17 protein-coding genes are annotated in these 12,657 nt (G+C 35.7%); 16 read left to right on the forward strand and 1 reads right to left on the reverse strand.

All coding sequences use genetic code 11. The annotated features are described in order from the left end of the window. Positions 1–11: 11 nt before the first annotated feature. On the reverse strand, positions 12–395 hold the full coding sequence (locus tag OWO01_RS12755; RefSeq protein ID WP_268780845.1) for an SA1362 family protein: 384 nt from the start codon (positions 393–395) through the stop codon (positions 12–14). A 226-nt stretch (positions 396–621) separates the two neighbouring features. Here OWO01_RS12755 and OWO01_RS12760 point away from each other — a divergent pair, with 226 nt between their 5' ends. From OWO01_RS12760 to folD, 16 genes are all read left to right on the forward strand, one after another. After that, a complete protein-coding gene (locus OWO01_RS12760; protein ID WP_268780846.1) occupies positions 622–1,113 on the forward strand; it encodes a YqhR family membrane protein in 492 nt (163 codons plus the stop codon). A 93-nt stretch (positions 1,114–1,206) separates the two neighbouring features. After that, positions 1,207–2,268, forward strand: a complete 1,062-nt coding sequence (locus tag OWO01_RS12765; protein ID WP_268780847.1) for a M24 family metallopeptidase — start codon at positions 1,207–1,209, stop codon at positions 2,266–2,268. 44 nt (positions 2,269–2,312) lie between these two features. Beyond that, a complete protein-coding gene (efp, locus tag OWO01_RS12770; protein WP_268780848.1) occupies positions 2,313–2,870 on the forward strand; it encodes an elongation factor P in 558 nt (185 codons plus the stop codon). 410 nt (positions 2,871–3,280) lie between these two features. After that, complete coding sequence (spoIIIAA, locus tag OWO01_RS12775) at positions 3,281–4,258, forward strand: stage III sporulation protein AA (RefSeq protein ID WP_418936223.1); 978 nt, start codon at positions 3,281–3,283, stop codon at positions 4,256–4,258. Continuing rightward, on the forward strand, positions 4,203–4,712 hold the full coding sequence (gene spoIIIAB, locus OWO01_RS12780; RefSeq protein WP_268780850.1) for a stage III sporulation protein SpoIIIAB: 510 nt from the start codon (positions 4,203–4,205) through the stop codon (positions 4,710–4,712). The genes spoIIIAA and spoIIIAB overlap by 56 nt, the downstream gene beginning before the upstream one ends. Before the next feature lie 14 nt (positions 4,713–4,726). Continuing rightward, the gene (gene spoIIIAC / locus OWO01_RS12785; protein WP_268780851.1) at positions 4,727–4,933 is read left to right on the forward strand and encodes a stage III sporulation protein AC; all 207 of its coding nucleotides are present in this window, start codon (positions 4,727–4,729) and stop codon (positions 4,931–4,933) included. A 4-nt stretch (positions 4,934–4,937) separates the two neighbouring features. Continuing rightward, positions 4,938–5,327, forward strand: a complete 390-nt coding sequence (gene spoIIIAD / locus OWO01_RS12790) for a stage III sporulation protein AD (protein ID WP_268780852.1) — start codon at positions 4,938–4,940, stop codon at positions 5,325–5,327. A gap of 25 nt (positions 5,328–5,352) precedes the next feature. Beyond that, positions 5,353–6,534, forward strand: coding sequence for a stage III sporulation protein AE (gene spoIIIAE, locus OWO01_RS12795; RefSeq protein ID WP_268780853.1), 1,182 nt, complete (start codon positions 5,353–5,355; stop codon positions 6,532–6,534). Positions 6,535–6,636: 102 nt separating this feature from the next. Further along, on the forward strand, positions 6,637–7,254 hold the full coding sequence (gene spoIIIAF, locus OWO01_RS12800) for a stage III sporulation protein AF (RefSeq protein WP_268780854.1): 618 nt from the start codon (positions 6,637–6,639) through the stop codon (positions 7,252–7,254). Positions 7,255–7,256: 2 nt separating this feature from the next. Next, positions 7,257–7,904 carry a stage III sporulation protein AG gene (gene spoIIIAG / locus OWO01_RS12805; RefSeq protein ID WP_268780855.1) on the forward strand — a complete coding sequence of 216 codons (648 nt, stop codon included), beginning with the start codon at positions 7,257–7,259 and terminating at the stop codon, positions 7,902–7,904. 1 nt (position 7,905) lies between these two features. Then, positions 7,906–8,493, forward strand: coding sequence for a SpoIIIAH-like family protein (locus tag OWO01_RS12810; RefSeq protein ID WP_268780856.1), 588 nt, complete (start codon positions 7,906–7,908; stop codon positions 8,491–8,493). A 224-nt stretch (positions 8,494–8,717) separates the two neighbouring features. Beyond that, positions 8,718–9,212, forward strand: a complete 495-nt coding sequence (accB, locus tag OWO01_RS12815; RefSeq protein ID WP_336284221.1) for an acetyl-CoA carboxylase biotin carboxyl carrier protein — start codon at positions 8,718–8,720, stop codon at positions 9,210–9,212. 11 nt (positions 9,213–9,223) lie between these two features. Next, the gene (accC, locus tag OWO01_RS12820; RefSeq protein ID WP_268780858.1) at positions 9,224–10,591 is read left to right on the forward strand and encodes an acetyl-CoA carboxylase biotin carboxylase subunit; all 1,368 of its coding nucleotides are present in this window, start codon (positions 9,224–9,226) and stop codon (positions 10,589–10,591) included. 47 nt (positions 10,592–10,638) lie between these two features. Then, complete coding sequence (locus OWO01_RS12825; protein ID WP_268780859.1) at positions 10,639–11,034, forward strand: Asp23/Gls24 family envelope stress response protein; 396 nt, start codon at positions 10,639–10,641, stop codon at positions 11,032–11,034. 341 nt (positions 11,035–11,375) lie between these two features. Further along, entirely contained in the window at positions 11,376–11,753 is a 378-nt protein-coding gene (gene nusB / locus OWO01_RS12830; RefSeq protein WP_268780860.1) for a transcription antitermination factor NusB, read from the forward strand. An 18-nt stretch (positions 11,754–11,771) separates the two neighbouring features. After that, positions 11,772–12,623 carry a bifunctional methylenetetrahydrofolate dehydrogenase/methenyltetrahydrofolate cyclohydrolase FolD gene (gene folD, locus OWO01_RS12835; protein ID WP_268780861.1) on the forward strand — a complete coding sequence of 284 codons (852 nt, stop codon included), beginning with the start codon at positions 11,772–11,774 and terminating at the stop codon, positions 12,621–12,623. The last annotated feature ends 34 nt before the right edge of the window (positions 12,624–12,657 follow it).

Consider the following 12,657-nt stretch of genomic DNA (forward strand, 5'->3'; position numbering starts at 1 on the left):
CGATCGTACATCTATAATGATGCACGATCGTTTTTTTTATTTTTCTTTCCTTCAATAACACGTAGGTGGGGGACGGATTGCTCTCTCCTTCTTTTGTAGTTAGTTACTGTTTTTTTCTTTTTCGTCTGAGAATAGTTTGATTTCAACTTAGAATTAGTGCCATATCTTTTTTTTGATAGTTTGGCAGCACGACGATATTTTTTAAGATCATCCGTCATTCTCTTCCGAATAAATAAGAAGTAAATCACTGTATAAACAAGTGCTCCGAAACCAATAATAACTAATGTATTTGCGATGAAACGATTTGTATTTGTGAACAGTTGGTGTGTCAATCCAAATAACGCCAAACCAATTAATAAGTAAATAAAGAGGGGGAACCTGTGAGTGCGTGACATTATAACTCATTCCTTTCGTTCAAAGATTACTGAATCAATTTAATTATCTTTTCCCTCCATCTGAAAAAAGTAACCATGAGTTGATTCATTTATTTATATTCTTTCCTAGGATAAGAAGATTATACTCTTTTTTCCTGTTAATAATGATCATTCATAAATTAAGAAATTGATCTGAATAAAGCATAGACTTATTATTACAGGTCAAGCTATAGACGAGGTGATGTATATGGAATTAAAACAACCAATTCATTTAAAAAAAGAAAAACCATCTGCGATTATCTGGAAAACAGTTAGTACAGGATTTTTCGGCGGTATTCTATGGAGTTTGGTCGGTGTGTTTTTCGCATTCTTCAATTTTACTGTAGTATCTCCAGGATCATTTGTAATTTCTTCGTGGTTACATGGAGAATGGACAGATGGTTGGTTAGCAGAGATGATAGCTGTACTTGTTTTAGGTGTTCTTTCAATTTTGATCGCGCTTCTTTATTTACTTGTCTTAAAAAAATTACAAGGTATATTACCGGGACTTCTGTTCGGATTTGGGCTTTGGGGAATTGTGTTTGGTCTTATCTTACCTCTTTGCCCTAACATGAAACCGTTATTGGAACTTGACAGTGATACCATTGTTACAACACTTTGTTTGTATCTATTATATGGAGTGTTTATTGGATTTACAATCTCTTATGATCATTTAGATCGTCAGCAGAATAAAAAATAAGTGTGAACAGGTACAAACGCAATCAAGTTGTGCTAAACTAAAAGGTGAGAGTAAATTGGTAAATGAGGATATAGAGAAAGGATGACGTTTAAAGTGGAGAAATTTGAAAAATTACGAAAGGCATTAGGGGAAAAAAATATAGAAGGACTTCTTGTTACAAACCCATATAACCGAAGATATATTAGTGGTTTTACCGGGACAGCGGGTGTTGTATTGATAACAAAGTCAAATGCTCTTTTTATTACAGACTTTCGATACACGGAACAAGCAGCAGAACAAGCATTAGGTTTTGATGTAGTTGAACACACGCAACCGATTGTTAAGGAAATTGCTACTCAAATCAAACAACTTGGTATTACTAAAGTTGGATTTGAGAAAGAAGATCTTTCCTATGCAATCTTTGAACAATACAAAGCGGAGATTGAAGCTGAGCTCGTTCCTACGTCTGGGATTGTTGAAAATCTACGCCTTTTTAAAACAGAGGAAGAAATATCAATCCTTAAAGAAGCTGCTAAAATATCAGATGCTACTTTTGAGCATATTCTAACTTTTATTAAACCTGGTGTAACAGAGATTGAAGTATCGAATGAGTTGGAGTTTTTCATGCGAAAACAAGGTGCTCAGTCTTCAAGTTTTGATATTATTGTAGCTTCAGGTTTTCGATCTGCATTACCACACGGTGTTGCATCATCGAAAAAAATTGCAAATGGCGAACTTGTAACGATGGACTTTGGTGCATATTTTAATGGCTATTGTTCTGATATGACACGTACTGTAGCAGTCGGTGAAATCTCAGAGGAATTACATAAAATTTATCACACAGTACTTGAAGCACATCTAAAAGGTTTAGAAGGTATTAAAGATGGTATTTCTGCTAAAGCAGCAGATGCTTTAACACGAGATTATATTACGCAAGAGGGATATGGACAGTATTTTGGTCATTCAACAGGCCATGGTTTAGGTCTAGAAGTTCATGAGTCTCCAGCTCTATCAAGTCGTTCAGATGTTACCTTGAAAGAAGGTATGGTTGTAACGGTAGAACCGGGAATCTATGTACCAAATGTAGGTGGTTGTCGGATTGAAGATGATATAATTGTAACAAAAGATGGGAATGAAAGCTTGAATCGTTCTCCAAAGGAACTTATTATATTATAATTTAGAGAGATTCAACTAGATATGTAATTAGGGAGGAAATAGTAGTGATATCAGTTAATGATTTTAAAACAGGATTAACCATTGAGGTCGACAATGACATTTGGCAAGTTTTGGAGTTTCAACATGTAAAACCAGGTAAGGGCGCGGCTTTTGTAAGATCTAAATTACGTAACCTTCGTAATGGGAATATTCAAGAAAAAACATTTCGTGGTGGTGAAAAAGTAGCAAAAGCTCATATCGAGAATAGAAAGATGCAATACTTGTATGCATCTGGAGACTTACACACATTTATGGACATGGAATCCTATGAGCAAACAGAAATTGATGCGAAACAAATTAGTTATGAATTGAAATTCTTAAAAGAAAATATGGAAGTAAATATTATAAGTTATCAAGGAGAAACAATCGGTGTTTCTTTACCGAATAATGTGGAGCTTGAAGTAACGGAAACCGAACCTGGTATTAAAGGTGATACAGCTAGTGGTGGATCTAAACCAGCTACGATGGAAACAGGGTTGATTGTCCAAGTGCCTTTCTTTATCAATCAAGGAGATCGTTTGATTATTAATACTAGTGATGGCAAGTACGTTTCACGTGCTTAAGGAAAAAACTGAAAAGACATCGTTCTGTGGAACGTATAGGGAAAATCCGGTATGCAAATTCATTGCATACCGGATTTTTGTGTTCTTAAAGGATACCACTACATAATCGAATCTTCAATCTTTCTTTTAACCACTGATAATGATTGAGTAGTCATATCATGTTATGTAGAGCATAGAATTACTATAGTTACTATGAAAAAGTAGTAGAGCAGTAAAAAAGTTGTAGATGATAAGCAGCACACATTTCTCCGATGGTTCGCTCTTTCGGTTCATATGTAGCAAAACCTAGACTTTAGTCGTCAGCTCGATTGCTGCTGCCTTTTACTAATCGACTTTTTGAACAAGTGTTGGTAGATTAGAAAGGATCACAAGCCAAACCGAAACAAATGCAGGAAGAAGGGATGATATTGTTGGAGGAGATAATCCGCATACTTCCAATACATTTCAGGAAAGAACTGATGACGAAGATAAACCAGGATTGGTCCCAATTGCAAGAAATAAGGATTCGTATCGAACGTCCAATTGAGCTGGTTTTTGATCAGAAGACATTGTGGCTTCGCGAATCATGTCCAACGAAGCAAGATGGTCAATTTATTATGAATCAGTTAAGTGAATTTTCTCTTTACCGTTTGGAAGAAGAATTGAAACAAGGCTATATTACGGTGCAAGGAGGCCATCGAGTTGGACTAGCAGGGAAAGTGAACACTAGTAATGGACAAGTAAAAGCTATCAAAGATATTACATCCTATAATATTAGAATCGCTAAGCAAAAAAAGGGGGTTGCCGATCCGTATGTACGACACCTCTTCCGAGAGCGATATCTGAATACATTAATTATTGGAGCACCACAAACGGGAAAGACGACATTGTTGCGAGATATTAGCAGACTTATTGCTTCTGGTTGGGGGAATGTATCGCCAGCAAAGGTTGGCATTGTGGATGAACGTTCTGAAATTGCAGGGTGTATTGCAGGAATACCACAACATGATATCGGGATAAGGTCAGATGTGTTAGATGGTTGCCCAAAGGCAGAAGGAATGATGATGCTTATTCGCTCGATGTCTCCAGAGGTAATAGTTGTTGATGAAATTGGCTCACTTCAAGATGTTTCTGCATTACAAGAAGCAATTCATGCAGGTGTATCGATCGTTTGTTCTGCACATGGTCATTCATTAACAGATATAAAGAGTCGAAGTTCATTTTCTTCACTTTTTTCCGAGAAGGTATTTGATCGATTCATTATTTTGCAACAAACAAGTGCTAAAGATAAAGTAAAGCAGATTAATGATCGAGAGGAAAATATTATTATGCTTAATAAGGGAGGAAGAAGGGGTGAAATGGATAGGGGCAATCCTATTAATTTGCGCAACAACGCTAATTGGGGTTGAAATTTCATCAAAGTTATCAAGACGACCAAAAGAGATTCGACAATTAAAAACAGCATTGCAAATACTAGAAGCAGAAATTGTATATAGTCAAGCAACGCTTGCAGATGCATTTTCCCAAATAGCACAGCAATTATCTCAACCAGTTTCAAGCTTATTTCAAGCGATTGCATCTAAGCTTAATACATCAAATGATTTGACATATACTTGGGGGGAAGAAGTGAATCGCTTCTTGGGCAACTCTTCAGTTGGAAGAGACGAAGCGGAAGTGTTATTGCAATTTGGAGAAACGTTAGGACAGTATGATATTGTCCAGCAGAAAAAATATATACAGCTCAGCATAACACACTTAGATCGCATACTGATTGAAGCTCAAGAAAATTATCAGCGCTATGGAAAAATGTTTAAAAACTTAGGAGTATTAGCTGGATTATTTCTTGTATTACTCTTGATCTAGAAAGGAGTAAGAACATGTATCAAGATGCCGCTGTATTATTTCAAATAGCAGGAATTGGAATTGTAGTTGCAATGATTCACACAATCTTAAAACAAATGGGAAAAGAAGAATATGCACAATTTACTAGCTTGATTGGTTTCATTATTGTACTCCTCGTTGTAATGGATAACATTGCGGATTTATTTCAGCAAATTAAGTCTGTTTTTTTATTCCAGGGGTAACAAAATGGTAATCATTCAAATTATTACGATATCCATCGTAGCCAGCCTGCTCTATTTAATATTAAAGCCTCAAAACCCATCTATTGCGATGTTCATTGTGTTAGTGACTAGTATAATCATCTTCTTTTTTATTGTTGGACATGTCTCAGAAGTAATTGCACTTATTCGAGTACTTAGTCAGCAAGCAAATATTAATTCAATCTATTTAGAGACAATCCTGCAAATTATCGGTATCTCGTATATTGCTGAATTTGGTGCACATATGACTAGAGATGCAGGATTAGCATCTGTTGCTGCAAAAATAGAGATGGCAGGAAAGGTCTTTATTCTCGTGTTGGCGATACCAATCTTAACAGCTGTAGTAGAAACGATTTTAGCATTTCTTCCTAATTGAATCATAACAAAAATGGGGGGCGGGAATGAAACGACTTATTTTATTTGTTATCAGCTGCTTATTATCCTTAGTTTTTATCTTACCAGGTGATTTACTAGCAAAAGAAGAAGAGCTGGAGTCTGAATATGCCGACATATCTTTAATAGATGAAATACCAATGGGAGAAATAAGTGATTATTGGTATCAATCGGCATCAGAATACGGCCATGTTTTTCCTGAAGTCAGTAAAGTAGGTTTTCGTGATTTTATAACTCAACAAGACAACCTATCTCTTAAGTCGTGGATTTTTGCTGTCATCCGTTTCGTAAGCTATGAAATTATTTGGAACGGAAAATTATTAGGCACATTAATTATTTTGTCCATATGCTCAAGTATCTTACAGGCGATTCAGACAGCGTTTGAATCGAAAACAATTAGCAAAGTTGCCGACATGGTAATTATGCTAGTCTTAGCGATTCTCGCACTGCAAAGCTTTCATTTAGCTAGTGAACTTGTCGTAAATACCATTGAACAAATGAGAGATTTTATGTTGGCAATCCTTCCCCTAATGTTGGGAATCATGTCAACTGTTGGAGGGTTTTTATCGGTATCTTTTTTTCATCCGTTTATCGTAACATTTATGCATTTTACAGTCGTTATCATTTCAAAGATAATTATTCCTTTATTTTTCTTATCGGCAATTTTGCAAATGGTAAGCGCGTTTAATAAGGAGTTTCAAGTCACAAAATTAGCAGATTTACTAAAAAGTACAGGTCTGTCCATGCTGGTAGGCTGTCTCACGATCTTTTTAACCATATTGTCTGCTCATGGTGCAACTTCTGCGATTCAAGACGGGGTGGCACTAAAAACTACAAAATTTATTGCAAGTAATTTTATTCCAGTGGTTGGAAGGTTATTTACAGATGCAACAGATACAATCTTATCTGCTTCCTTGGTTTTAAAAAATGCATTGGGGATTGTTGGACTCGTTATTTTATTAATGGTCATGCTGTTCCCAGCCCTTAAAATTCTTGTGATTGCAATTATTTATAAATTAACCGCAGCAATTATTCAGCCGCTTGGTGATGGGCCAATAGTAAAATGCGTGGGAATTATTAGCCAACATATAATGTATCTGCTCGCAGCTTTATTAACTGTTTCCTTGATGTTCTTTTTAACAATCGTTGTATTAGTCATTGCAAGCAATGTTACATTAATGGTCCGATAAAATAATACAGCAAGTATGTTTCTGCTTAAAATACTTTAATTTTCCTATCGTTGGATTGGGTTATTATTGACGATAGTACCGTGATGAAAAGGAGTATTTCATATGGCATATCTAATGGACTGGGTGATTCAGTTAGTTACACTTATATTTATCATTATGATTATTGAGATGTTAATCCCACAAACCTCATTAAAAAAATATGTGCATACGGTTTTATCTTTCGTTTTTCTATTATTGTTTTTGCAACCAATCTTTCAGCTATTTCAAGTAGATATTGAGGATGCTATTAGTCAATCATTTCGGCTGTTTGAAGAACAAACGAGTCAATCTGAACTAGAAAATGAAATCGAATTAAAGAAAAAAGATATACAAGCTACTCAGTCTGCATATGTTATAGAAGAACTAGCAATTCAGTTGGAAAACCAAGTGGAAGGAGAGTTGAGAAAAACATATGGTGTGGAAATCTCAGAAATCAAATTTGATTATGAAACTGAATTAGATCAATCCTTATCCAATCTACAAAAAATCAAAATATATATAGCTACAGTAGAATTAGGGACAGGGCTGATTGAAGAAGTTATTATTGGACGAGACGTAGCCAAAGACGAAAACGAAAACCAGAATCATGAAACTACTTTATCGGAAGTTCAAATGTATCTGTATCAAGTTTGGGATTTGGAAACGGATATGTTAACGGTTTTTTGGGAGGAGGGGAGCTAAAAGTGAATCCTGTGAAAAAAATATTGTCACATCTACATTTAAAAACTGAGGATGGACAAAAACCATCAAAAACAGGTTATCTATTAATTGTAGCATTAATTGGGATTCTGTTTCTGCTTGTAAGTAGTATTTTTCAAGAAGAAAGCAGTCCTCCAGAACAAATAAGTAATTGGGATGAACCAAGGGGTCAACCAACCGAGGAAGAGACATTTCTAGCTAAAGATAATAAAAGTTCAGATTTGGATGATATAGAAAAGCAGTATCAAAATGATCTAACTAATATGCTAGAGAATATTTCTGGAGTATCCGATGTAGAAGTTATGATTAATTTAGATGCAACGCACAAAAGAGTTTATGAAAAGAATTTAATTGTAGGTACCCAAACTACAGAAGAGCAAGATCAAAACGGTGGACAGCGAAGTATTGATGATCTTACTGAAGAGCAGCAAGTAGTTGTTGTTCGTCAAGGAGATGAAGAAGTTCCGCTCATTGTTCAAACCGTTAAACCAACAGTTAGAGGAGTATTGGTTGTTGCGAATGGTGTTGAGCGTATTGAATTAAAACAGTGGGTAACAGAAGCTGTTTCGCGGGTATTAGATGTTCCGCCACATCGTATTTCAATTATGCCAAGAGGTGAAGGAGAGGGTTAAGATGTTAAAGAAACAAACGGTATGGTTATTGACAATGTTGAGTTTAATGATTGTGTTAAGCGTGTATTATATGCAAGCACAACCAGCAAATGATGATTTTGCATTTATTTTTAATGAAGCCCCAGAAGAGAATGATAGTGTAGGTACCATCTCTGATCAATCGGAGGAAGAAGTGGGAAGCGATGTTGCTGAAAAAAGTGATGAGGAATTCAATGAAACATCTGCAATTTCTACAAAAGACGAACTGTTTACGATTATTCGCATGGAACTAGCACAATCACGTAGTAGTCGTATGGAACAGCTAGAGACGATTGTTGCTTCTAGTTCGGCATCAAATGATGAGAAGAATCAAGCATATGATGAGATGCAACAAATTGATCGAGTTGCAACGAAGGAATTAATTGTTGAAGAAACATTGAAGTCGGAAAATGGCTATCCTGATGTGCTGGTAAGAACAAAAGAAGATAGCGTTATTGTTACGGTCAAAACAGATGAATTGTCACAATCAGAGGCAAATAAAATCATGCGAATGGTGTATGATGAATTCGGCGCAGTGAAAGTGGAAGTCAATTTTCAACCAGTAAGTTAATTGGATACTAAATAATGGATATAATAAGCTGATCATTTATGATTAGCTTATTATTTTATGTTAAAATAAAAATTAGGTAAAGATAGGTAGAAATAGTTATAATTTAAGAGGCTGTTTAAATAACACCAAAAGAAATGTTGCAGTTTTCTTGCTGATCTCGTAAAATATTAAGAGGAGTTATTAGTACCTGTTCTTAATATTCTATTCAAGTACCTAATAGAGGAGTGTTTATTTTGTTGAAATTAGAAGATATTCAAGCATTAATTCAAGCAATTGATCAATCATCTTTAGATGAATTTATTTATGAGCACGAAGGTTCCAAAATTAAATTACGTAAAAAAAGTAACCATCATGAACACAAAAAAGTAATGACGAGTGTTTCAGCTGAACCAGAGAAATATGAGGAGGTAAGCGAACGCGAGCAAATAAAGGAGCAGGAAAACCATTCTTCCAGTGAAAAGGAAGAAACGATTGCTTTTGATCATGAAATACTTTCCCCAATGGTAGGAACGTTTTATCATTCCTCCACGCCAGATAGTGCCCCATTTGTATCGTTAGGGGATAAAGTGAATGAGAAGACAGTGGTTTGTATTGTTGAAGCAATGAAGTTGTTTAATGAAATAGAGGCAGATGTTGAGGGAGAAGTAGTAGAGATTCTAGCCGAAAATGGGGAGCTTGTAGAATACGGTCAACCATTATTCCGTGTGAAAACAAAATAGGGGGTACGATCATGATTAACAAACTTCTTATTGCTAATCGAGGAGAAATTGCTGTTCGTATCATTCGAGCATGTAAAGAGATGGGAATTGAAACGGTAGCTGTTTTTTCTGAGGTGGATCGTGACGCATTACACGTTCAAATCGCTGATGAAGCTTATTGTATCGGGCCCGCATTTAGTAAGGATAGTTATCTTAATTTTACAAATATTATGAGTGTGGCTAAATTGACGGAAGTTGATGCGATACATCCGGGCTATGGCTTTTTAGCCGAGAACGCAGACTTTGCGGAGTTGTGTGGGAAATGTAATATTACTTTTGTTGGCCCAAGTGTATTTGCGATTCAGAATATGGGGACAAAGGATGTTGCTCGAGAAACAATGAAAAAAGCAGGAGTTCCTATTGTTCCTGGTTCCAATGGAATTATTGATTCAGAAGATAATGCATTACAGTTAGCCAACGAGATAGGGTATCCTGTTATTATTAAAGCGACTGCTGGTGGCGGTGGGAAAGGTATTCGAGTAGTAAGAAATCAAGAAGATTTAAGGAAAGGTTTACGAGTTACACAACAAGAAGCGGAAAAAGCATTTGGAAATCCTGGCGTTTATATCGAGAAATTCATTGAAGATTTTTCTCATGTTGAAATTCAAGTACTGGCAGATAACTTCGGAAATGTGGTACACTTAGGTGAGAGAGACTGCTCAGTGCAACGTCGATTGCAAAAATTAATTGAAGAAACACCTTCCCCTGCTATAAATGATGAAATTAGAGAGCAGATGGGAGACGCAGCAGTCAAGGCTGCTCAAGCTGTTAACTATTCGGGTGCGGGTACTATTGAATTTATTTTTGACAAGAAAGAACAGTTATTTTATTTCATGGAAATGAATACAAGAATTCAAGTCGAACATCCTGTTACAGAGATGGTTACTGGTGTCGATTTAATTAAAGAGCAAATTCGTGTTGCAGCAAATCAACAACTTTCGTTCAAACAAGAAGATATTAAGATGGAGGGTTGGGCAATGGAGTGCCGCATAAATGCGGAAGATCCAAGTCGTGATTTCATGCCAGCTGCTGGGGAAATAGGTTTGTATTTACCGCCAGGTGGTTTCGGAGTTCGTGTTGATTCTGCTGTTTATCCCGGATATAAAATCCCGCCGTATTATGATTCAATGATAGCCAAGTTAATTACATACGGTGCAACTCGACAAGAAGCAATGGACCGCATGAAACGAGCACTTAGTGAATATATTGTTGAAGGCATTTCAACAACCATTCCATTTCACGAAAAAATGATGGAGCATCCTGTCTTTCAAAGTGGAGATTTCAATACGAAATTCCTTGAAAATTACACGATTATTGAAACAGAAAGTAATAAAGGCTAGAAACACATTTTTTTATAAGTACGATTACTCTAAAGGAGTGGATCATTATGAGTGAACACACAATTTTAAATGTAAGTGAAGATGCTAGTTTAGGAAATGTAGAAATCTCTCCAGTTGTTATTGAGGTAATTGCAGGAATTGCAACAACTGAAATTAAAGGTGTCTATTCAACAAGAGGTAATTTTGCTACTGGTGTGGCTGAACGCTTTGGGAAGAAAACCCATGGTAAGGGAATTAAAGTGGAATTAACAGACACTGGTGTAATGATTGATGTATTTGTAGTATTAGATTATGGGGTTAGTATTCCTGTAGTTGCTCAAAAAGTTCAGGAGAACATCAGACAAACGCTAAAAAATATGACTGCCTTAGATATCGATGAGGTTAACGTCCACGTCGTTGGGGTGCAAATTGATAAAGAAGATCCTCAAGATTCGGATAATTAAACATAAAAAGAGACCTGAAGAGTAACATACTCGATAGGTCTTTTTTACATTTTTCACAAGAAGAGAAAGTAAAAGGTGTATTATTTTTATCAATGCAAAAGATTTTATAGCAGTACGGTCTAAGATTGCTTTCCAACAAGTGTTGGTTTGTCATCATCAGTCCTTACAAAATACAGTATCTAATTGTTTCTTTAAAGGACCGGATGAACTTTCCTGGTTTTTCTTACTTCTAAAGTACGAGTATAGCTTTTTGTCGTTAATTTGGTTATGATAGTATTGACTTTAGCTTTTCGGATGAACGATAGCTTTTGAGTTAAAAGGTAACTACAAGGAGAATTAACATGAATAGAAGAACTGCAAGAGAAAAAGCTTTTCAAGTGCTTTTCTCACTGGATAATGAGCGTTTTGATCCAAAAGAAGCAATTGAATTAAGCCTAGGTGAACAACAGCCATCAGAATTTTTAACTACTTTAATTTATGGTGTCGTAGAAAACAAAGAAGCAATTGACCAAAAAATCTCTGATCATTTAGAGAACTGGTCGATAAAACGATTGGCAATTGTAGAAAAGACATTAATTAGAATTGCGACATATGAAATATTTTACGAAGAAGAAACGCCTCATGGTGTAGCAATTAATGAGGCAATTGAGCTTGCGCATATTTATGGGGATGATAAGTCTGGAAAATTTATTAACGGTGTTTTATCAAAAATGATTTAAATATAGGGGGATATTACAATGAGCGCTGAAGTTATTTATGGTAGTGAATTGGCAGAACAATTACGCATAGAAATGAAGAAGGAAGTGACAACCCTTAAAGAAAAAGGAATACATCCGAAGTTAACAGTAATTTTAGTTGGAGATGATCCTGCATCTAAATCTTACGTTAGTGGAAAACAAAAAGCCTCTGATTTTGTAGGGATGACATCTGATTTAATTCTTTTACCCGAAAGCACAAGTGAAGATGAACTTGTACAAATGATTACTAAATTAAATAATGATGAGACAGTGAATGGTATTTTGGTTCAATTACCATTACCTGACCAAATAAACGAGCAAAAAATTATTGAAGCGATTGATCCAAATAAAGATGTTGATGGCTTTCACCCGATAAATATAGGGAAAATGTTAACGAATCAAGAAACTTTTTTACCATGTACGCCTTATGGTATCCTTACGATGTTAAAATCAAAGAATATAGAAATTTCGGGAAAAAATGCTGTTGTTATTGGACGCAGTAATATTGTAGGAAAACCTGTTGGACAACTCTTGCTAAATGAACACGCAACAGTAACTTACTGTCATTCAAGAACGAAAGATATGGAAAACTACATAAAGAATGCAGATATTTTAATCGTTGCAGTAGGAAAAGCTCATTTCTTAACAGGGGAAGCGATCAAACCTGGAGCAACGGTAATTGATGTTGGCGTTAATAGACTACCTAATGGAACGTTGACAGGTGATGTTGATTTTGAAACAGCCAAAGAAAAGGCAGCATACATTACCCCGGTGCCAAAAGGTGTTGGACCAATGACCATTACGATGTTGTTAAAAAACACAATTCAAGCCGCTAAAAATCAATCTAAATAATAGCTTTAATTAGCATGCAGGTGGTGAAGTTAAT

Origin of the sequence: Natronobacillus azotifigens, from assembly GCF_026805325.1 — a bacterium.
GTDB classification, from domain to species: domain Bacteria; phylum Bacillota; class Bacilli; order Bacillales; family Amphibacillaceae; genus Natronobacillus; species Natronobacillus azotifigens.